This is a genomic window from Kordia sp. E, from assembly GCF_056033805.1.
This window is the reverse complement of sequence record NZ_JBRASR010000002.1, coordinates 675,790-699,137: the sequence shown is the minus strand read 5'-3', so window position 1 is coordinate 699,137 and position 23,348 is coordinate 675,790. Positions and strand designations below refer to the sequence as shown.

The 23,348-nt window shown below is 34.0% G+C and carries 13 protein-coding genes; 11 read left to right on the top strand and 2 right to left on the bottom strand.

Translation table 11 applies throughout. The features are described 5' to 3' along the window. The first annotated feature begins 186 nt into the window (after nt 1-186). From porZ to ACUUYC_RS06065, 8 genes are all read left to right on the top strand, one after another. Complete coding sequence (porZ, locus tag ACUUYC_RS06100; protein ID WP_474264627.1) at nt 187-2,493, top strand: type IX secretion system anionic LPS delivery protein PorZ; 2,307 nt, start codon at nt 187-189, stop codon at nt 2,491-2,493. 5 nt (nt 2,494-2,498) lie between these two features. Then, nucleotides 2,499-3,218, top strand: coding sequence for a DNA repair protein RecO (recO, locus tag ACUUYC_RS06095; protein ID WP_474264625.1), 720 nt, complete (start codon nt 2,499-2,501; stop codon nt 3,216-3,218). Beyond that, nucleotides 3,202-5,622 carry a TonB-dependent receptor plug domain-containing protein gene (locus ACUUYC_RS06090; protein ID WP_474264623.1) on the top strand — a complete coding sequence of 807 codons (2,421 nt, stop codon included), beginning with the start codon at nt 3,202-3,204 and terminating at the stop codon, nt 5,620-5,622. Before recO ends, ACUUYC_RS06090 begins: the two co-directional genes overlap by 17 nt. Before the next feature lie 169 nt (nt 5,623-5,791). Next, nucleotides 5,792-10,729, top strand: a complete 4,938-nt coding sequence (locus ACUUYC_RS06085; RefSeq protein WP_474264621.1) for a DUF8202 domain-containing protein — start codon at nt 5,792-5,794, stop codon at nt 10,727-10,729. Between the two features lie 117 nt (nt 10,730-10,846). Beyond that, on the top strand, nt 10,847-14,257 hold the full coding sequence (ileS, locus tag ACUUYC_RS06080) for an isoleucine--tRNA ligase (RefSeq protein ID WP_474264619.1): 3,411 nt from the start codon (nt 10,847-10,849) through the stop codon (nt 14,255-14,257). A 6-nt stretch (nt 14,258-14,263) separates the two neighbouring features. Continuing rightward, nucleotides 14,264-14,644 (top strand): TraR/DksA family transcriptional regulator, encoded by a 381-nt coding sequence (locus tag ACUUYC_RS06075; RefSeq protein ID WP_474264617.1) that lies wholly within the window; start codon nt 14,264-14,266, stop codon nt 14,642-14,644. Between the two features lie 355 nt (nt 14,645-14,999). Continuing rightward, nucleotides 15,000-15,614, top strand: a complete 615-nt coding sequence (locus tag ACUUYC_RS06070; protein ID WP_474264615.1) for a hypothetical protein — start codon at nt 15,000-15,002, stop codon at nt 15,612-15,614. A 59-nt stretch (nt 15,615-15,673) separates the two neighbouring features. Further along, nucleotides 15,674-16,300 carry a lipoprotein signal peptidase gene (locus ACUUYC_RS06065; RefSeq protein ID WP_474264613.1) on the top strand — a complete coding sequence of 209 codons (627 nt, stop codon included), beginning with the start codon at nt 15,674-15,676 and terminating at the stop codon, nt 16,298-16,300. An 8-nt stretch (nt 16,301-16,308) separates the two neighbouring features. Here the strand turns inward: ACUUYC_RS06065 and ACUUYC_RS06060 are convergent, their stop codons facing one another. Together ACUUYC_RS06060 and ACUUYC_RS06055 are read right to left on the bottom strand one after the other, a co-directional pair. Further along, nucleotides 16,309-16,494, bottom strand: a complete 186-nt coding sequence (locus tag ACUUYC_RS06060; RefSeq protein ID WP_474264611.1) for a hypothetical protein — start codon at nt 16,492-16,494, stop codon at nt 16,309-16,311. Nucleotides 16,495-17,052: 558 nt separating this feature from the next. Then, nucleotides 17,053-17,628: a 5-formyltetrahydrofolate cyclo-ligase gene (locus tag ACUUYC_RS06055; RefSeq protein WP_474264609.1), complete on the bottom strand. Its 576-nt coding sequence runs from the start codon at nt 17,626-17,628 to the stop codon at nt 17,053-17,055. Between the two features lie 158 nt (nt 17,629-17,786). Between ACUUYC_RS06055 and uvrC the strand changes: the two genes are divergently transcribed. From uvrC to ACUUYC_RS06040, 3 genes are all read left to right on the top strand, one after another. After that, on the top strand, nt 17,787-19,577 hold the full coding sequence (gene uvrC, locus ACUUYC_RS06050; protein ID WP_474264608.1) for an excinuclease ABC subunit UvrC: 1,791 nt from the start codon (nt 17,787-17,789) through the stop codon (nt 19,575-19,577). A 10-nt stretch (nt 19,578-19,587) separates the two neighbouring features. Beyond that, nucleotides 19,588-21,810, top strand: a complete 2,223-nt coding sequence (locus tag ACUUYC_RS06045) for a patatin-like phospholipase family protein (RefSeq protein ID WP_474264606.1) — start codon at nt 19,588-19,590, stop codon at nt 21,808-21,810. Nucleotides 21,811-22,082: 272 nt separating this feature from the next. Beyond that, on the top strand, nt 22,083-23,252 hold the full coding sequence (locus ACUUYC_RS06040; protein WP_474264605.1) for a homogentisate 1,2-dioxygenase: 1,170 nt from the start codon (nt 22,083-22,085) through the stop codon (nt 23,250-23,252). The last annotated feature ends 96 nt before the right edge of the window (nt 23,253-23,348 follow it).

Genomic DNA, 23,348 nt, shown 5'->3' with positions numbered 1-23,348 from the left:
CATTAAAACTTAATAAAATAAAAAAGCTTCCTGTCTATAGGAAGCTTTTTTTTGTTACAATAATATATGATAAGCAATTCATTTACGTTATTATTAAATATATTTGGTGAAATATTCTAAATACATGAAACATATCACCTGCAAAAAAGTATGTTTCATCAACCAGAATCAATAAAATAAACAATAATGAAAAGAAGTTTGTATTTGTTATTACTGCTTTGTTACATCTCAGTAAATGGACAATCTTTTGAAAATTCTTGGCAAGGACACTATTCATATAACAATGTAATTGACATATCATTTAGTTCCGAAAAAATATATGCAGCTTCTGAAAATGCATTCTTTACGTATGATTTGCAATCCAATGAAATTGGAAAAGTATCAACGATAAATGGACTCTCAGGAGAAACAATTAGTACAGCATACTTTAGTGAAGTTGCTCAAAAATATATTCTTGGATATGAAAATGGACTGATTGAAGTATATTTTGAAGATACAAAACAAGTACGAAAAGTGGTGGATATTGTAAACAAACCAACAATTCCGCCAAATAGAAAGAAATTAAATCATATTCTTGAATACAATAATATTCTTTACATTTCTACAAATTTTGGTATCTCACTTTACGATTTAAATGCATTAGAATTTGGAGATACGTATTTTATAGGGCCAAATGGTAGCCAGATAGAAGTAAGGCAAACCACAATCCTTGATGAATATATCTATGCGGCAACAGATTCAGGTATTTATAGAGCAATGGTTAGTGCTGATAACTTAATTGATTTTGAACAATGGGAATTAGTAATAGGCTCTAATTGGATGGGAATTACTGTTTTTGGACAAGATTTATATGCGGTAAGTCTAAATAAAAGACTCTACAAATACAATGGAACTAACTTTGCCATAGAAACACAAATATCACAATACGAAACAGCATTAGAAGATTTAAAAGTGAATGACTCGTATATGACAGTTGTAAATGATACAAAGGTTCATGTATATGACAATCAGCTTGTAGAAGTATTAGAAGTGGATAGTTTAGAAGATTATCCAGGTATTGAATTCAATTCTTCGTTAATTCTTAACAACAATATATACTTAGGTACAGAAATGGAGGGAATGTTAGAAACTAATTTTCCAGTGTCGATGACTGTAAATCAAATATTACCTGATGGTCCTTTACTAAACAACACATTTGCATTAAAAGCAATACCAAATGAGTTATGGGTTGTTTATGGAGATTATGATACAAGTTTCAACCCATATCCACTAGACAGTAGAGGTGTGAGTCATTTACAAGATATGTCATGGACAAATATTCCATATACGGAAGAGTTTGATGCTAAAAGTTTAGTGAATGTAACAGTGAATCCTTCCAATACGAGTCAAGTATTCATAAGTTCATTTTTCTCAGGAATTCTTCAAATTGAAGATAATGTACCTGTAAATATTTTAAACACAACAAATAGTGGTTTAGAATCATTAGATATTGGAGTGCCGACATACATTGATATTCGAGTTGGAGATACTAAATATGATAACAATGGTGACTTATGGGTTTTAACGTCTAGAATTGAAAATGGTGTTAAAGTATTTAGAAGTAGTGGTCAATGGGAATCTTTTTCTGTCTCTGAGATTATTGGAAATGCACTGAATGATGAACTAGGGTTATCTAAATTAGAAATTACAGATAACGGAATAAAATTTATTGCGACACAGTCACATGGAGTGTTAGCTTTTGATGAAACACGTAGTCAAGGTTCACGTTTTATTTCAATGGCTGAAGAAGATGCCGGTAATTTGCCATCTACATCTGTAACAGCGTTAGCAGTAGATAAAACAGGAAATTTATGGATTGGAACCGCCAATGGAATTCGTGTCTATTTTGGTGCAGATAATATTTTTAATGATAGTAATCCACAAACAAACGAAATCATTATTGTAGAAGAAGATGGTGTGCCAAAAGAATTATTGTTTCAGCAACAAATAACTGATGTTGAGGTAGATGGATCTAACAATAAATGGATTGGAACTTCGGCATCAGGAGTATTCTACATGTCGCCAGATGCTACAGAAACATTAGCGCATTTTACAAAAGACAACTCGCCATTACCTAGCAATAACGTAACTGATATTGAAATAGATTCAGAATCAGGACGTGTATATATGGGAACTACAAAAGGAATTGTTTCGTTTCAGGGAACAGCGACAGCGCCAAAAGAAACTTTAGAAAATGTATATGTATTTCCAAACCCTGTGCGACCTGGATTTAATGGAAACTTATCTATTGCTGGTTTGACCAACAATGCAGTTGTGAAAATTACTGATATTGAAGGGAATTTAGTGTATGAAGCTACTGCTGAAGGCGGTACATTACTGTGGGATTTAAAAGCTTTTGGGCGACACAAAGTTGCTTCAGGTGTATATTTAGTGTTAATTGCAAGTGAAGATGGTACGGAAAGTAAAGTAACCAAAGTGATGGTTGTTCGATAAATGTTATGCTAGTCACTACAAAAGCAATTGTAATATCAACCATAAAATATGGTGATGCAGGTGTTATTGTAAAATGTTTTACGGCTTCTGACGGAATAAAAAGTTACTTGCTTCGTGGAATTCTCAAATCAAAAAAAGGGAAACTAAAAATAGCGTACTTTCAACCGTTAATGCAATTGGAAATTGTTGCAAACCATAAAAACAAAGGGAGTTTAGAATATATTAAAGATGTAAAATCAGTCTATCCATATACTTCCATTCATACCAACATCTACAAAAGTGCAATTGTATTATTTCTATCAGAAATTTTAAACTATTCGATACAAGAAGAAGAAAAAAATGATGCGCTATTTAAGTTCATAGAAAATGCGCTACAATGGTTAGATATTCATGATGAAATAGCCAACTTTCACCTGTTATTCTTAGTGCAGCTAACCAAGTACTTTGGTTTCTATCCAGAAACAGAAAACATTCATAAAAACTACTTTGACTTACTAGAAGGGCAATTCTTTGATGAAATTACCCTAAATGAATGCGTTACAGGCGAAACTTTAACATGCTTCAAACAGCTGTTGGGCACAAAATTTGATGCACAACACACTATAATGTTGTCTTCTTACAGAAGAAATGAAATTCTTGCGATATTCATTCAATATTTTAAATTACATTTGCAAGGATTTAGGCAACCAAAATCAATGGAAGTGTTACATGAAGTATTCAAATAAAATAAAAGGTATTGCGTTTCTAATTTCTTTTATTTTTTCTACAGCTCTTTTTGGTCAAGAAATTCAAGTAAAAGATATTGCTAATGATAGAAATGTTTCTAATGTTAGTGTATACAATGCAGACCAATCTAAAGGTGGAATTACCAATGCTAGAGGGAAAATAGATATATCTCCTTTTGGAATGGATGAAAAAATTATTTTTCAACATATCACCTACGAATCAATTACCTATACAAAAGCACAAATTCTTCAAAACAAAAACAAGGTATATCTTTCAAAAAACACTGAAGAATTATCTAAAATTGTCATCTCTGTATTTAAGTGGGAACAAGACAAAGAAGAAGTGCCTCAAAAAATTGTGAGTATCAGCAGCAATGATATTGCATACACAGCGCCACAAACAGCGGCAGACTTACTCGAAAAAAGTGGTAAAATATATGTGCAAAAAAGCCAACTTGGTGGTGGAAGTCCAATGATTAGAGGGTTTTCTACAAATCGATTATTACTTTCGGTTGATGGTGTACGAATGAACAATGCAATATTTAGAGGCGGAAACATTCAAAATGTAATTGCAATTGATCCTTTCAATGTTAGTAATACAGAAGTGATTTTGGGTCCAGGTTCAGTAATCTACGGAAGTGATGCTATTGGTGGTGTGATGAATTTCTATACAAAATCACCACAATTATCATGGAATGAAAAAACAATCTTCTCAGGAAATGCAGGCGTGCGATATGCATCTGCAAACAAAGAAAAAACAGGTCATGTAGATTTTAATATAGGAATAAAAAAATGGGGATTTCATACAAGTGTCAGTTATTCTGACTTTGATGATTTGCGCATGGGACGAAACGGAAAAGATGTCTATCTAAGACCTGAATTGGTTACACAGATTGACGGACAAGATACAGTTATTCCAAATGAAGATCCTTTAGTTCAGCGATTTACAGGATACGATCAAATAAATGTTTCACAAAAAGTAAAACTAGTACCTGATGATATTTGGGAATTTGATCTTGGATTGCATTACTCAGAAACATCAGACTATCCACGATACGATAGACTCATTCAATACAGAAATGGAACATTGCGATATGGTGATTGGTTTTACGGACCACAAAGATGGTTTATGGGGAATTTACAAACGCAGAAAAAAGGGAACAATACATTCTATGACAATGTGAAGTTTACCAATGCGTACCAACAATTTCAGGAAAGTAGAAACAATCGTTTATTTCAAGATGCAATTCTAAACACAACAGAAGAAACAGTACATGCAATTTCATCAAATTTAGACTTTGAAAAACGGTTCAATCCTCAGATAAAAGTATTCTATGGATTAGAATATGTATACAACAAAGTACATTCTGATGGACATGATAGAAACATAGAGACTGGCGAAATTACAGCTGCACCATCTCGTTATCCTGATGGAGCAACGTGGCAATCAATGGCAGCATACATGAGTGCAGAATACAAATTAAATCCAAAATTTACAATTCAATCAGGATTGCGATACAATCACATACTTATTGATACAGATTTTGACACTACATTTTTTCCATTTCCATTTACGGAAGGAACTACAAATACAGGCGCTTTTACAGGAAGTATAGGATTTAGTTGGGTGCCAAATAATTGGCAAATAACAGGAAATTTAGGAACTGCATTTAGAGCGCCAAACATTGATGATATAGGGAAAGTATTCGACTCTGAACCTGGTTCTGTAGTAGTACCAAATCCTAATCTAATGCCCGAATATGCATACAATGCCGAAATAGGAATTCAAAAACGTGTTGGCGATAAATTTGATTTCAGTTTTACCGCTTTTTACATATTGTTGGATGATGCATTAATTCGTAAAGATTTCAATTTAAATGGTGAAACAGAAATTGTTTACAATGGAGAATTGAGTAACGTGCAAGCCATTCAAAATGCCTCAAAAGTATTTTCATATGGATTTGAGTTTGGAATCAAAGCTAAAATGACAAAAAACATCAAATTAACTGCCGATCTAACCATTCCAAGAGGTGAAGAAGAGCAGTCAGATGGCACAAAAGTTCCATTACGACATGTTTCTCCAATATTTGGAAACTTTCATCTCATATACAAAAGCGACAAATTAAAATTTGATGTATTTACCAACTACAATGGCTCCATAACATTTGAAAATTTAGCGCCTTCTGAACGAAGTAAAGCGTACTTATATGCAGCAGATGAAAACGGAAATCCATATGCGCCTTCATGGCTTACACTAAACGCAAGATCAAGCATAGAAATCACTAAAAAAATTAATCTAACAGCTTCGCTAGAAAACATTACAGATCAGCGCTACAGATCATATTCTTCGGGTATTACAGCACCTGGTCGGAATTTAATCTTAGGCTTAAACTGCTCTTTTTAAAAAAAAACACTAAAGAAAAGGATTGTTAAATAAAACTACTAATGTAATATAATGATACATTTATCGACTATTTAAGTGTTTTTGTCTAAATTGACTCATTGTATTCAAGCAAATATTAGTTAATCTAGGGTAAAAAAAGTAAATTTATTGCGCCTTAATTACTTATCACATGAAAAAATCATACTTATTAATAGCTTTCATGCTATGCTTCGCATTTGTAAAAGCACAGTGTACCTCTTCTGGGGATAGTGTTGCCGATGAATACATAAGCGAAGTTGTATTAAACGGGTCATCATTAAATTTTGATACTTCTTCACCAGGTGTTGGATATACAGATTTAACTGGATTAGGTCCTTTCGATATAACAGCTGGTGTATCAAATTCAATTGCTGTTACAAAATTTTGGACAGGAACTATTTACGATGAAGGAATTGCCGTTTGGATTGATTATGATCAAAGCAATACATTTGAAGCTAGTGAACGTGTATTTGTAGATGGAGCCAGTACAACTGCCACAGTTTCTGGAAATTTTACAATTCCACTAACAGCAGGAGCTGGTAATACCCGCATGCGTGTACGTATGGAATATTCTGGTACAGCTGGTACGCTACCAGGTGGTCCTTGTGGAACATTTAATTTTGGAGAAGTAGAAGATTATACAGTAAATATTATTATACCAGTAACACCACCAGATATTTTTGTAAGTGGAAATGGTACAGAAATTACAGATGGTTCAACAACGACTTCCGTTGCTGATGATACAGATTTTGGTAGTGGAACGATTAGTTCTGATATGATTACCAAAACATTTACTATTGAAAATACAGGTACATCGGCGACTGATTTAACACTATCAAACCCAGCAGTAAGTTTTGGTGTTGGAAGTAATGCGGCATTTACAATTGCATCACAACCAGCAGATTTAATATTATCAGCTGGAGAAACAACAACCTTTCAAATAACTTTTTCACCTACAGTAGTAGGAGCTGCCACGGCTGAAATAATTATTGCAAATAACGATCCGGATGTAGCTGAGCAATCATTTACTTTTGATGTTGAAGGAAACGGAGCCTTGCCTTTTGTAAGTCCTGGAAGTGTATCTCTTGATATGGAATTATGGCTAAAAGCAGATGCAGGAACTTCATTAACAGGAACTGATGTTGATACTTGGACAGATCAATCTACAAATGCTTTTACGGCAACTTCTGGAGGAGTAACTGATGCACAACTAATTACTGATGGATTAAACTTTAATCCAATACTAAGATTTGCAGGAGCTCAATATTTAAGTTTAGGAAACCCTGCGGCATTAGATATAGATCCACTTACTGAAGAAATGACAATTATTACGGTAATTGTATCAGGAGGAGGAAGTACCGGAACGGTAATATGTAAAGGAACTAACAGTATGCGAAACTACCAAGTTTGGCTTGGGACAACGGATAGGGTAGTGCATTACACATTAGGAAGACCAGATAATACACTTACTTCGGAACGATTTGGAACGATTTACGCATTAAATGAACCTAAAATAACTACAGGAGTTGTAACGAATAATGCAGACCCACTTTTACGATTAACAACTAACGTAAATGGTGTAAATGATCCTGCATTTGCAAACAATGGAGTAAACAACGGAAGCAATAATGTAGATGTTTTAATTGGAGCACGTAGAAACGAAGATACTTTCGGAAATGTTGGTTATAATACAGATTCAGGATATCTATTTAATGGAGACATTGCTGAGGTTATCATGTATGACAGACCATTAACAGCGACTGAAATTCAAAAAATAGAATCATACTTAGCAATAAAATACGGAACTACATTAGGTTCTAACGATGAAAATTGGGATAGTAACACAAATACATCTTCTCCTTATGGATATGCAGGTACAAGTGAAGATTATTTAGATTCAAGTGGTAATATAATATGGGATGGAAGTGTAAATGCAGGATATGGATACAATGTATTCGGTGTAGCACGAGATGATAACTCTGCACTAATGCAAACAAGATCAAGTAGTGTAAATGTAAGTCCTTCAGATGTATTAACAATGGAAGTTGAAAGCGGAAGTTTTACTTCTAACCAAAGTTACTTAATAGCAGGTAACAACGGGCTTACAGAAGCAATACAAACAACAACATTGCCAGTAAGAACGCTAGGAATATTAAACAAAATATGGCTAGCTCGCGAAAGTGTATCAGATGTTGGTACAGTGCAATTGGAATTTGACATGAGCGGAAGTGGAATTGCAAACCTTGACGATTTAGAACTTTATATTGCCGATGCTGCAAGTTTCAGCAACTACGAAAACTTTACAGGAACCAATGTTGGAGGTGTATTAACATTTACAGGAGTAAATCTTGCAGACGGTCAATACTTTACATTAGCAGAGCCACAACAAGTAACAGGTTCAAATGCATTAATATTTGATGGTATTGATGATTATGTAGAAGACAAAACACCTACTACAGATGGTTTAACGGATTATACTGTAATGGCATGGGTAAGAAACCCAGGACAATCATCTACAGTTGCAGAAAGAAGAATTTTAGGAGTAACGGATCAATTTGAATTTTTCTTAGACAATGATCTTTTAGCAATTACAGAAGGACAAACTATTGGTTTCCCTTTAATTGGTTCAGATACGACAACAGATTGGGTTCACTTTGCAGTAATTGTAGATGCATCAACAGGATTTGCTAACTTTTACTTAGATGGATTATTTTTAGGACTTGGAAGTGTTGATCCATTAACGCCAAACCCTAATCCTTTCCGAATGGGTGTAGAAGGAAACTCAAACTTTTTCGCAGGATCTATAGATGAAGTAAAAATATTTGATGTAGCGCTTACCGTAGATCAAATGCGACAAATGATACATCAAGAAGTGATGCAAAATGGTGCTAACATTCGAGGACTTGTTGTTCCTAGAGATATAGAAGACTTAACGACATCTGCAAATGTCCCTTGGTCATCATTAGTAGCTTACTACAACATGTCTGATATCAAAGGAAATCGTTTGGAAGATCAAACTACAAATGACAACTATGCATTCATGAAAAACATAGCTTCAGTAGAACCACAAACAGCTCCAATGCCATATATTACAACAGCAGACGGAAACTGGGAAGACGATAGTACTTGGGAACATGCAAGCGTATGGGATATTCCAGGACAAGGTGTTCTAAGTTTAGGAGTTAGAGAAAATTGGGCTATTGTAAGAATAAGTCATAATGTATCTGCTAATGCAACGTATTATACACAAGGATTACTTGTTGATGCAGGAAGAACACTAACTGTTGCGGGTGCAAACCCAACTATAACAAATCCTTCACCTTTTGCATTTACTGCAGGATCAGGATTTGGGCAATACAATAATTGGTATACAGGATTAAATGGTAATATAGATTTAAATGGAGAAAGTCAATTTATACAACAAGACAAAAGTATATTAGATGTTACTAGTGGAGGTTATCTCGAAAGAGATCAACAAGGAAGCGCTAACAGGTTTACATATAACTATTGGTCATCTCCAGTAAGTGATATCAATACAACAGCAAATAATCAAGACTATACATTAGGTGATGTATTCTTAGACGGAACAGTAACTACCGCTCCAGCTACAATCACATGGACAGCTGATGAAAACGGAGCAGTTGGCCCACCAATCACATTAAGTACACGATGGATATACAAATATGTTAATGGAGCTGATGAAGATTACGATGCTTGGCAATTTGTTAGGAATACAGGAATGATATCACCAGGAGAAGGATATACAATGAAAGGTATATCTGATACGGCACATGAAAGAGACGAGCAAAATTATATATTTAGAGGAAAACCAAACAATGGAGATATTTCAGTAAGTCCTTTAGGAGATACAAACTTATACTTAGTAGGAAATCCATATCCAAGTGCTTTAGACGCAAATGAATTTTTAAATGATAACCCTAATATGGAAGGAACAATATATTTCTGGGAACATTGGGGCGGAGGAACACATGATTTATTAAGTTATCAAGGTGGATATGGAACATATGCTTTAATAGGTGGTGGAGTGCCAGGAATGTCACATCCAACAGTTAGTGCAGCAGGATCAGCTACAAAAACACCGAAACGATTTATTCCTGTGGGACAAGGATTCTTTGTACAAGGAGATAGTAATGCAGGTAATGGATTGACAACAACGGTAGAGTTTAAAAACTCACAACGTTTATTCTTACCTGAGTATATCGCAACATTTGAATTCTCAACGTTCATGAGACCCGGAAGTACAGATGATTCTTCAAATCCAGGAGCATTTACAAATCCAGAAAATGGAGAAAATGAAAATGGAGATACAACTACAAATACTGATACTTCAGAAGATGATCCAACAACATTGGATGAAATCTATGAACAATACGGTCTTGCAAAAGATAATAGACAAAAAATACGTCTTGGATATACAAATCCAGCAGGATTTCACAGACAATTACTAATCACATCTGATAAAAGAGCCAGTGATGCAGTAGGAAGAGGTGAAGAAGGAAAATCAATTGGAGTTACAAGTGATGATATGTATTGGTTCTTAGAAAATGACAAATATGTAATTCAATCGATATATAAATTCCATGATGATAGAGAAGTTGCTTTAGGATTCACATCATTAAATGGTGGTGTTGGTACAATCAATATTGATCACTTAGAAAACATAGACAGTGAATTAGAAATTTATATAAAAGATCTACAGACAGGAACAACGCACGATTTAAGAGCAAGTGACTTTAGTGTAACGCTTCCTGCAGGTGAAACAAATGATCGCTATGCATTAGTATTTGAGCCAGAAAATACATTAAGTATCAATGATGAAATTCTTCAAAATGGAATCACAATGTATACAGATACTGAAACGAAGGAAGTTGTAATTACAAACAATACGGATATTCAGTTAGAAGGTATTGATATGCATTCAATTCTAGGACAACGAATACTTTCGTTAAAAGAAGGAATGAATACAAATACAATTCGAATTCCAATTAAAGACAAAGCAAGTGGTATATACATTATAAGTATCTATTCTGAAAAAGGAAAAATTAGTAAAAAACTAGTCGTCCAATAACACAGAAACGAACTCATAAAAAAAGACCACTTGAAAACCAAGTGGTCTTTTTTTGTTTAACACATTACAATTCAATGAAATTCATTAATTTCGCAAATCCAATATACAGCAGAAAAAATGGCTAATAAATTTAGAGAATACAAAGGATTAGACTTACCGGTAGTTGCAGACGAAATACTTAACTATTGGGAAGAAAACAACATCTTTGAAAAAAGTATAAGTTCACGAGAAGGCGCTGAATCGTTCGTGTTTTTCGAAGGACCACCATCAGCAAACGGATTACCAGGAATTCATCACGTATTAGCCAGAGCGATTAAAGATATTTTCTGTCGTTACAAAACACAAAAAGGATATCAAGTAAAACGTAAGGCAGGTTGGGATACACACGGACTTCCAATAGAACTTGGTGTGGAAAAAGAACTCCAAATCACGAAAGAAGATATTGGAAAAAAAATCACCATTGAAGAATACAATGAAGCGTGTAAAAAAGCAGTAATGCGTTACACAGATATCTGGAACAACATGACGCGCAGAACTGGATACTGGGTTGATATGGAAACGCCATACATCACATACAAATCCAAGTATATGGAAAGCGTTTGGTGGTTGCTAAAGCAAATCTATGCCAAAGAATTAATGTACAAAGGATACACAATCCAGCCATACTCGCCAAAAGCAGGGACAGGATTAAGTTCGCATGAATTAAACCAACCTGGAACGTATCAAGATGTAACGGATACAACAGTTGTTGCACAATTTAAAACGATCAAAGAAACATTGCCAGAAGCGTTACAAAGCGTAGCAGGAGATGTACATTTCTTAGCATGGACAACAACACCTTGGACATTACCATCTAACACAGCATTAACGGTTGGACCAAAAATTGACTATGTAGTTGTAAAAACGTTCAATCAATACACATTTGAACCAATCAATGTAGTATTGGCTAAAAACTTAGTTGGAAAGCAATTTGCAGGTAAAAAATTCAAAAACGTAGAAACAGAAGAAGAATTAACTTCATACAAACAAAACGATAAAAAAATACCATACTTAGTAACTACCGAGCACAAAGGAAAAGACTTAGTAGGAATCAAATATGAGCAACTATTAGAGTATGCATTGCCATATGAAAATGCTGAACATGCATTTAGAGTTATCTCGGGTGATTTCGTAACTACGGAAGACGGAACAGGAATTGTACACACGGCGCCTACTTTCGGACAAGATGATGCATTAGTAGCCAAAGAAGCAATACCAGAAGTTCCGCCATTATTAGTCTTAGATGAAAATGACAATCCTGTACCTTTAGTAGATTTACAAGGGAAATTTAGACCAGAATTAGGCGAATTTGGAGGTAAATATGTCAAAAATGAGTACTATGCAGATGGTGAAGCGCCTGAAAAATCAGTTGATGTCGAATTAGCCATCAAGCTAAAAACAGAAAACAAAGCATTCAAAGTAGAAAAGTATGTCCATAGTTATCCAAACTGCTGGCGTACGGACAAACCAATACTATACTATCCATTAGACTCATGGTTTATAAAAATTACGGATGTAAAAGATAGAATGTACGACTTAAATCAAACGATCAACTGGAAACCAAAATCAACGGGAGAAGGACGTTTTGGAAACTGGATTGCTGGTGCAAATGATTGGAACTTATCTCGTTCTCGATTCTGGGGAATTCCTTTACCAATATGGCGTACGGAAGACGGAAAAGAAGAATTAATGATTGGTTCGTTAGCCGAATTAAAATCTGAAATCCAAAAAGCAATTGATGCTGGCGTGGAAACAGAAGATGTATATGCTTCGTTTGAAGCTGGAAACATGTCTGAGGAAAACTATGATAAAGTAGACTTACACAAACATATTGTTGATAAAATCACGTTAGTTTCACCTTCTGGACAACCAATGAAGCGCGAAAGTGACTTAATTGATGTTTGGTTCGATTCTGGTTCAATGCCGTATGCACAATGGCATTATCCGTTTGAAAACAAAGAAAAAATAGACAACAACGAAAGCTATCCTGCAAACTTCATTGCCGAAGGAGTAGATCAAACACGTGGTTGGTTCTATACGCTTCACGCGATAGGTTCCATCGTATTTGATTCGGTAGCCTATAAAAATGTAGTATCAAATGGTTTAGTACTAGACAAAAACGGGCAAAAAATGTCTAAACGTCTAGGGAATGCAGTCGATCCATTTACAACATTAGACACATATGGAGCTGATGCAACACGTTGGTATATGATATCAAATGCAAATCCTTGGGACAATTTAAAATTTGACTTAGAAGGAATTGCAGAAGTTCGCCGTAAATTCTTTGGAACGTTGTACAACACGTATTCGTTCTTCTGTTTATACGCAAACATTGACAATTTCTGCTACAGCGAAAAAGAGATTCCACTAACAGAACGTCCAGAAATCGATCGTTGGATACTTTCAGAATTGCATACACTCATCAAAAATGTAGATCAATTCTATGCTGAGTACGAACCAACGCGTGCTGCCAGAGCAATCTCTGAATTTGTACAAGAACTCTTAAGTAACTGGTTTGTTCGACTAAGCAGAAGAAGATTCTGGAAAGGTGATTATGAATTTGATAAAATATCTGCATACCAAACATTATATACATGTATGCTAAATGTTGCCAAATTAGGAGCGCCAATTGCGCCTTTCTATATGGACAGACTTTACAAAGACTTAACGAAAGCAACAAATACAGAAAACTTTGAAAGTGTACATTTGGCTAAGTTTCCAACATACGATGAAGCATTCATTGACAAATCGTTAGAACGTAAAATGGAAAATGCGCAAACAATATCTTCCTTAGTATTATCGTTAAGAGCTAAAGAAAAGATAAAAGTGCGTCAACCATTACAACGAATCATGATTCCTGTGTTGGATGCGCAAACAAAAGAGGAAATTTTGGCTGTAGCCGAATTAATAAAATCTGAAGTAAACGTCAAAGAAATTGAATTACTAGATGATGCTTCAGGAATATTAGTAAAGCAAATAAAGCCAAACTTTAAAGTTTTAGGGCCTAAATTTGGGAAAGATATGAAAGCAGCTGCAGCTGTAATCATGCAATTTGGACAAGAAGAAATAGCCGAAATTGAAAAAACAGGGAAAATCCCCGTAATAATTAACGGAAAAAACAGTACATTAGACATAACAGAAGTGGAAATCACTTCTCAAGATATCGAAGGTTGGTTAGTTGCCAATTCGGGAGGAATAACTGTAGCGTTAGATGTAACAATCAATGAAGAATTACGTAAAGAAGGAATTGCAAGAGAACTTGTAAACAGAATCCAAAACTTACGTAAAGATTCAGGGTTTGAAGTCACAGATAAAATACATGTATCACTACAAAAAGATGAACATTTAGTAAATGCTATAGAAGCTAATTTGGCGTATATAAAAGTAGAAACGCTTACAGAAAAATTAGAATTTGTAGATCAATTAGAAAATGGAATAGAAATTGCTTTCGATGACATAAATACCATATTATTTATTAAAAAAATGTAACACATCATGGAAGAAACTAAAATAAGATACTCAGACAATCATCTTGAAGAATTCAAAGTAATTATTCAAGAAAAAATAGATCAAGCTAATAAAGATTTAGGATTGTTAAAAAGTTCATATATGAACGATCACAACAATGGTACAGAAGATACTTCTCCAACATTCAAAGCTTTTGAAGAAGGTTCTGTAACGATGTCAAAGGAAAAGAATATGCAATTGGCTATTCGACAAGAAAAATTTATTCGTGACCTAAAAAATGCAATCATTCGTATTGAGAATAAAACATACGGAATTTGCAGAGTTACTGGTAAGCTAATCAATCCTGAGCGTCTTAAACTAGTTCCACATGCTACACTAAGTATTGAAGCAAAAAACATGCAAAAATAAACGCATTACATCATAAAAAAGCGCTCATTGAGCGCTTTTTTAGTTTATACCTTTTTAAATTGTTTATCGATTAGTTTCTCTTTTTCCAAAGTATAGTAGGTATTTTTCGTTAAGAATTTTTGAAGCCTTGGAAAAAAATTAGAAAAATAGATGCGGTTTTAGTTTTCGATAGAAAAACTAAAAACACCTCTGGAAAAACGCATTTTCTTTTGTTTCTGTTTTCTTTGTGCGAGCAAAGAAATCGAAGATTCATGAATTCTTATTTAAGAAAGTAGAAATTACATGAACTAAAATGAAAATTAGAAGTACTATAGTTGATTATTAAGTTCACTTTTATTAATGTGTAATTATTTAGATGCAAAAAACATTATATATATTAACTTTATTCATAACAACATGTTGTATTGCCCAAAAAGTAACACAACAAACGGTTTCTATCCATGAAATAGATGAAATCCGAATCAATACGGACAAAATATTTCAACTCAATATTATCAGTACAAACGATAAAGTCATCAAGATTGAAACAAAAATGGAAGGTGAATATTATCGAGATTTAAATATCATAACTTCAACTAAGCATAAACAAATACTACTCTCGTGTGAATTAGCAGAAGATTTTGAAATTCCAAACGACAAACTAAGCGCGCACAAAGTCTTTTCAGTTACCATGGACATCTACATTCCAGAAAAACTAAAAGTACAGCTAGAAGGTGATGGAACGCAAGTTCATGTAAAAGGAAGCTATAAGCGATTCTTGGCAATTCTTATCTCTGGAAACTTTACACTAACTGATTTTATTAGTGAAGCTAAAATTCAAACCAAAAAGGGAAACATTCATTACATAAATCAAAAAATGCCTTCCTTAGAAACAAATACAAATCAGCATGCAATCTTCTACGAAAAAGGAAAAAAAATAGAATTAAAATCTGACAATGGAAAGATTACATATTCTGTTGATAAAGCGTAAAATATTCTTATTTTAGCCAATTATTAGAATTTTCAAAACCAAACGGAAATTTACGACACATGTCATTAAAAAAAGCTATTGGAATCATTGTTTTGGTCTTACTTATCGATCAAATCAGTAAAATATACATCAAAACAAACTTTGCCTTAGGTGAATACGTAGACGTTTTTGGATGGTTTAAAATCCTCTTTGTAGAAAACAGAGGAATGGCTTGGGGCGTAGAACTGCCTGGAAGTCATGGAAAACTATTTCTAACCTTATTTCGATTATTTGCAATTTCTGCAATTGGTTATTGGTTACATAACGAAGTAAAGAAAAAGGCTTCACGTGTGCTTATCATTGCAATAGCACTCATCTTTGCTGGCGCTTTCGGAAACATTATTGATTCTGTATTCTATGGAATCATATTCAGTGCAAGTCCTCAAGGTGGCGGTGTAGCAACATATTTACCTGAAGCTGGCGGATATGCACCTGTATTTCACGGACATGTAGTAGATATGTTCTACTTTCCAATGATCAATACCACATGGCCAGAATGGTTACCGTGGATTGGTGGCGATAAATTTACCTTCTTTGACCCTGTATTTAACGTTGCAGACTCTGCAATTACTATTGGAGTTTTATTGTTGCTTATTTTTAACAAAAGAGCATTTCCTAAGAAGGAGAAAGCGATTGAGGTGAGTTAGGTTTTTTATTATCTAAGTCTTCTTATATCTATTTGACCAAGCTTTATTTTGTGCTTCTTTTTTGTTGGAAAACTGGTAAACCCAGGTCTACTAATTATACTTCTTGATTTGTGATAATAAGCACTTAAAATAGAAGTTAGTAGTAATTGTAATGGAAGGTGATAATCATTTTCACTACTAATTTCAAAAGCCACGTAATCTGCTTTTTTATTAAAATTATCTTCACTGTTAGGTCTTTTTTTAAAAACACAAAAGTTGTCAAGTGTTAATATTTGTCCTATACATTGATCAAATGTTAGATCAACATGCCTTTTTTTAATTAATATCTAAATGATTCTCAATTAACTTTCCTTTTTCTGAAGTATAGAAAAGTTTTTGCGTTAAAAATTTTTGAAGCCTTGGAGAAAATTTAGGAGAAACTTTTCGGTTTTAGTTTTCCAACGAGAAAACTAAAAATACCTGCCAGAAAAATTCCTTTTCTTTTGTTTCTTTTCTTTGGGAAAGCAAAGAAAACGAAAATGGGAAGAAAAAATAACCGAAAAGTGGAACTGCGAAGTATAGCTTCAAGCATGAGCGAATGAGCGAATGATGCGTAGCAATTTCCTATAGATCGTCTTGACTTTTTTGGTTCGTTTTTGTGTTAAGACAAAAATGAACGTTACTAAAAAGATTCTTATGGAACTGTTTTATTATGGATAGAAAGAACAACTAACCTAATAGATTCCTGCCTACGCAGGAATGACAGAATAATGTCATTGAACTGAGTCAAAAGTAAAAGTCTCTTCAGGTGTTACACAAAAATCCAAACCAATATCAGTTGCATCAACGTCAAACAAAGTTTCTTCAGGAGGGAAAAATGACAAACCAACCTTAATAACATCGGGTTTACAATCGGCTAAAAAACGATCGTAAAACCCTTTTCCATAACCAATTCTATTTCCTTTCGTATCATATGCTAGTAAAGGCACAAAAACCACATCAATCTTACTAGAAGGAACTTCAATACCATCAATAGGTTCAGGAATATTGTAAGCATTCTTTTTAATAACGGTGTTATCTGTAAGTAGAAAATGTGTCAACGAATTATCTTCAAAATTACTTTGAGACAGGATAATATCTTTGTCTTTTCCCGCAAGGATATTTAAAATAAATTCGGTGTCAATCTCTTTATGTTCGGCAATTGTGAGAAACAAATGATAATAGCGTTTCTCCCAAATAGGAAGTTGCAACAATCGATTGGCAATTGCCAAGCTAAAATCATCTAACTGTTGTGGAGTTAGTGCATTTCGCAATGCTTTATACTTCTTTCGTATGGCAGATTTAGACATAATAACAATTTTAACACAAAAATAAAGATTGTAACTTGTATATACTTTTGTTTTTGGAATAATTGCAATTAACTTTGTTAACAGCATTCTATTGAAAAGAACAAATAAACAGTAAAACACAATCTCAATACTAAAACCTCAGTACTCATTACTAACTAATGACCGAAGAACTCCAACTACAACTCAAAACGATTCCAACCAATCCTGGCGTTTATCAATACTATGATAAAGACGGAAAAATTCTGTATGTCGGGAAAGCAAAGAATCTAAAAAAAAGAGTGTCTTCTTATTTCAATAAAAATCATGATTATGGAAAGACAAAAGTGTTGGTCAAAAAAATTGTTTCCATCAAGCATATTGTTGTGGCAACAGAAACTGATGCATTATTGCTAGAAAATAATCTCATCAAAAAATACCAGCCACGATATAATGTATTACTAAAAGATGACAAATCGTATCCGTGGATTTGTATCAAAAATGAACGTTTTCCAAGAGTATTTCAAACCCGTAGAATGATCAAAGATGGTTCGGAATACTTTGGTCCATATACAAGTGTAAAAACGGTTCGCATTCTATTAGATTTAATTAAAGGATTATATCCGTTACGAACATGTAATTACGATTTATCACAAGAAAAAATAAACGCAGGCAAATACAAAGTTTGTTTAGAATATCACTTAGGAAACTGCAAAGGTCCGTGTGAAGGTTTTCAAACAATTCACAGTTATGATGAAGAAATCAAGGCGATTCGCGAAATTCTAAAAGGAAACTTCAAAGATTCATTGCAGCAATTCAAAGAACAAATGAAAGCGCATGCAATTGCTATGGAATTTGAAGATGCACAAAAAGTCAAAGAAAAAATAGAAATTCTAGAAAACTATCAAGCGAAATCAACAATTGTAAATCCAAAAATCAGCAATGTAGATGTGTTTTCTATTGTAACTGATGAAAGTTTTGGTTACATCAACTACTTACAACTTTCATTAGGTTCTATTGTGCGTTCGCATACCATGGAAATTAAAAAGAAACTAGACGAAACAGACAAAGACTTACTAGAATTAGCAATCACGGAAATTCATCAACGTTTCAAAACGAACTCTAAAGAATTGTACGTTCCTTTTGAAGTGGAATTAGGAGAAAAATTTAAAATCACGATTCCGAAACTTGGCGACAAAAAACACATCTTAGACTTATCGCTGCGAAATGCGAAATATCACAGAATGGAGCGTTTCAAGCAAATCAAACTAACGGATCCGGACAAGCATGTAAATCGAATAATGATGCAAATGCAAAAAGATTTACGTTTATCTTCAGAACCACGACATATTGAATGTTTTGATAACTCTAACATTCAAGGGACACATCCAGTGGCGGCTTGTGTGGTTTTCAAAAACGGAAAACCTAGTAAAAAAGAATACAGACATTTCAATATAAAAACGGTTGTTGGTCCAGATGATTTTGCTTCTATGGAAGAAGTAGTGTATCGCAGATACAAAAGATTATTAGACGAGAAGCAACCTTTGCCACAATTAATTGTCATTGATGGTGGAAAGGGACAACTATCTTCCTCGTTAAAAAGTTTAGATGCGTTAGGTTTACGCGGAAAAATAGCAATCATCGGAATTGCAAAGCGTTTAGAAGAAATTTATTACCCAGGTGATTCAATTCCACTATATTTAGATAAAAAAAGCGAATCACTCAAAATCATACAACACTTACGAAATGAAGCGCATCGATTTGGAATTACGTTTCATAGAAATAAAAGAAGTAATACTGCGTTAAATTCAGAGTTGGAAACCATTGCTGGAATTGGCGAAAAAACAATACTAGAATTACTAAAGAAATTTAAATCTGTCAAACGAATTGCAGCTGCTTCTCGTGAAGAAATTGCTGCAGTAATTGGCGATAGTAGAGCAAAAAAAATATACGATAACTTTCATAAAAAATAAGTTGCTACTAATGAACAAGTGGATCTATATCTGCATATTATTAATAAGTATCTCTTTTGTTTCAGCACAGACTGAAAAAAAGAAGCAAGACTATACTGTAGGTTTGGTCTTAAGTGGCGGTGGTGCAAAAGGCTTGGCACATATTGGAACGCTTAAAATCATTGACAGTTTAGGAATTCGTGTTGATTACATTGGAGGAACAAGTATGGGCGCAATCATAGGCTCGTTATATGCTTCAGGATATTCTGGAAATCAAATTGATTCTATCTTCCGAAATACAAACTTTGATGTTTTAATTCAGGATGAATTACCGAGATCTGTAAAAACATTCTACGAAAAAGAAGATGCCGAACGATATGCGATTACATTGCCGTTTGATAAATTTAAGGTTTCTTTTCCGTCGTCTATTTCCAAAGGACAAAATGTATACAACAAGCTAGCACAACTATTATTACATGTAAAAGATATCAATGATTTCAATAAGCTGCCAATTCCGTTTCTGTGTATTGCTTCAGACATTGAAAAAGGAGAACAAGTTATTTTAGACGAAGGATATTTGCCAGATGCAATTACGGCAAGTGGTGCGTTTCCATCACTATTTGAACCTATCAGAATGGGTAATCGATTGCTAATTGATGGTGGCGTCACAAATAACTATCCGATTGACGAGATTAAAGCAAAAAATCCAGATATCATTATTGGTGTTGATGTGCAAGCTGGTTTGGCAGGACGCGAAAAATTAAAATCTGCGACAGGTATTCTATCTCAAATAAACAACTTTCGTACAATTAATGACATGAAGACGAAAAGCAAAAAAACAGATGTTTACATTCGTCCAAACATTGAAGGTTTTACAGTCATATCTTTTGACAAAGGAAGCGAACTCATTAAAAGTGGAGAAGAAGCAGGAAGAGCAAACCAAAAAGCATTACAAGAAATTGCCGCAAAACAACAGCGAAAGCCAAAAAGAGCACGAGTTTCTATACAAGATTCTATCAATATTAACTATGTTCACTTGCGTGGAAATGATAAATACACACGATCGTATGTGCGTGGAAAACTGCGTTTCAGAACACCAAGTAAAATCTCGTTCAAAAAATTTACAGAAGGAATCAGTAACCTAGCAGCCACTGGAAACTTTACGGGAATTCGTTACAAAACATGGAAAAATGAAGATGGAACGGAAGATATAATTCTCAACTTACGTGAAGCGCCAAGTACTACTTTTTTACGATTAGCAGCACACTATGACGATGTCTACAAAACGGCAGGGTTAATCAATGTAACTAAGAAAAACATACTCTTCAATAATGATGTAGCTTCGCTCGATTTTATCATTGGTGACAACATTCGATACAATTTTGAGTACTATATTGATAAAGGATACTATTGGAGTATTGGAGTAAAATCTCGATTCAATAAGTTTGAAAAAGGCGTAAATTATGATTTAATAAGTGATGATACTACAAATCCAGAATTAAACAGGATTGACATTGAAGTATCCGATTTTACGAATCAACTTTACATACAAACGGTTTTACGAGAAGAATTTGTATTTGGAATTGGAGCAGAACACAAACGTTTAAAAGTTACTTCTGAAACGATAAGTCCATCTGGTCAAGACAAAACGATATTTGAAAAAAGTGACTTCCTAAGTACATTCGGATTCTTAAAACTAGATACGTATAATAACAAATACTTTCCATCAGATGGATTGTTCTTTTCAGGAGATTTTCATTGGTATCTCTATTCGTCAGACTTCACCAATGATTTTGACTTATTCTCGTTAGCAAAAGCTAAAATAGGATATGCAACACCAATAGTTGGCGATTTATCTGTTAACATTACTTCTGAAGGAGGATTTAAAATTGGAGATACATCTGTATCTTCATTAGACTATGTTTTAGGAGGTTTTGGAAACAACTATATCAACAATTACATTCCATTCTTAGGATACGATTTTCTAGGTTTTGAAGGAGATAGCTTTGTAAAAGGTAGTGTGACGTTAGATTATAAATTTTTTGAAAAACATCACTTTAATATTACGGCTAACTACGCAAATGTAGGTGACAATATATTTGATTCAGGAGAATGGTTTAGTAAACCAGATTTTAATGGATATGGTGTAGGATATGGTTTAGAAACTTTCTTTGGACCAGTACAAATAAAATACTCTTGGACACCAGATGTCAAAAAAGATCAACTATTCTTTAGTTTTGGATTTTGGTTCTAAATACTTCAATAGTAAATAATTCGAGAGCTAGAAACCTTTGAAATCTCTAAATAATTCCGATATTTGTGTACGGACGAAAAAATGATCCGTTAAATTCAAACTAAAAAGAGTACATGAAGCCTTTTTGGAACGACTTACTAGCACACTTACACTATCTTATCAAACGAAACCCTGAATAAGAGAGCGTTGTTTTTTTGCTAAATGTGAACTAAATTCTTCACATTTTTCTATATCTTATCACATCATTTTTACGATTACAAAAAAATAACAATATGCCTTTTTATCATAAACTAGGAAATATTCCACCTAAAAGACACACGATATTTAGAAAACCAAACGGTGATTTATACTACGAACAACTTTTTGGAACTATTGGTTTCGACGGAATGTCCACAAACAGTTATCACGAACACAGACCAACACAAGTAAAAGAAATACGCAAACAATACAGCGTTGCGCCAAAAATTGCGAAAGCAAACAACATTCAATCGTATCGCTTACGCGGATTTCAAGTAGCACCTGAACAAGATTACTTAGACAGTAGAAAAATAGTGTTGACAAACAGTGATTGCAATATCATTTTGGCTGCGCCGAAAGAATCAACTCGCGAATATTTCTATAAAAATACAGATGCTGATGAGCTCATCTTCATTCACAAAGGAACAGGGAAACTCCGCACAATGCTTGGAAATCTTGATTTCAAATATGGAGATTACTTATTAGTTCCACGCGGAATCATATACAAAATAGACTTCGATACAGATGATAACAGATTATTCATTGTAGAATCGTATCGACCAATATACACGCCAAAACGTTACAGAAACTGGTTTGGTCAACTCTTAGAACACTCACCATTCTGTGAACGCGATCTTAGAAGACCAGAAGAATTAGAAACCTATAACGAAAAAGGTGATTTCCTCATCAAAGTAAAAAAACAAGGCGATATTTTTGAAATGGTCTATGCAACACATCCTTTTGATGTTATTGGATACGATGGTTACAACTATCCGTATGCGTTTTCAATTCATGATTTTGAACCAATCACAGGGCGAATTCACCAACCACCACCAGTACATCAAACATTTGAAACGGATGCGTTTGTAATATGTTCGTTTGTACCGAGATTATACGATTATCATCCAGAAAGTATTCCAGCACCATATAATCACAGTAACATTGACAGTGATGAGGTTTTATACTATGTTGATGGAGATTTCATGAGTAGAAACGACATTGAAGCAGGACATATTTCGTTGCATCCGGCAGGAATTCCACACGGACCGCACCCAGGAGCTGCAGAACGAAGTATTGGAAAAACAGAAACAGAAGAATTAGCTGTAATGGTAGATACATTCAAGCCATTGCAAGTGACAGAAGAAGCAATGAAAATTGCGGATGAAGATTATTACAAATCTTGGTTAGAAAATAGTGAACACTGATGACACACAAAACTAAAATTGCAACGCACATACGAGCAATGTGGTAAATACAATTGATTATTTACACAGAAAACTCAAACAAATTGCGAATGCACT

Excerpts from the sequence above, each read along its gene's own strand:
- porZ (WP_474264627.1), top strand. The coding sequence starts at position 187 with ATGAAAAGAAGTTTGTATTTGTTATTACTGCTTTGTTACATCTCAGTA.
- recO (WP_474264625.1), top strand. The coding sequence starts at position 2,499 with ATGCTAGTCACTACAAAAGCAATTGTAATATCAACCATAAAATATGGT.
- ACUUYC_RS06090 (WP_474264623.1), top strand. The coding sequence starts at position 3,202 with ATGAAGTATTCAAATAAAATAAAAGGTATTGCGTTTCTAATTTCTTTT.
- ACUUYC_RS06085 (WP_474264621.1), top strand. The coding sequence starts at position 5,792 with ATGAAAAAATCATACTTATTAATAGCTTTCATGCTATGCTTCGCATTT.
- ileS (WP_474264619.1), top strand. The coding sequence starts at position 10,847 with ATGGCTAATAAATTTAGAGAATACAAAGGATTAGACTTACCGGTAGTT.
- ACUUYC_RS06075 (WP_474264617.1), top strand. The coding sequence starts at position 14,264 with ATGGAAGAAACTAAAATAAGATACTCAGACAATCATCTTGAAGAATTC.
- ACUUYC_RS06070 (WP_474264615.1), top strand. The coding sequence starts at position 15,000 with ATGCAAAAAACATTATATATATTAACTTTATTCATAACAACATGTTGT.
- ACUUYC_RS06065 (WP_474264613.1), top strand. The coding sequence starts at position 15,674 with ATGTCATTAAAAAAAGCTATTGGAATCATTGTTTTGGTCTTACTTATC.
- ACUUYC_RS06055 (WP_474264609.1), bottom strand. The coding sequence starts at position 17,628 with ATGTCTAAATCTGCCATACGAAAGAAGTATAAAGCATTGCGAAATGCA.
- uvrC (WP_474264608.1), top strand. The coding sequence starts at position 17,787 with ATGACCGAAGAACTCCAACTACAACTCAAAACGATTCCAACCAATCCT.
- ACUUYC_RS06045 (WP_474264606.1), top strand. The coding sequence starts at position 19,588 with ATGAACAAGTGGATCTATATCTGCATATTATTAATAAGTATCTCTTTT.
- ACUUYC_RS06040 (WP_474264605.1), top strand. The coding sequence starts at position 22,083 with ATGCCTTTTTATCATAAACTAGGAAATATTCCACCTAAAAGACACACG.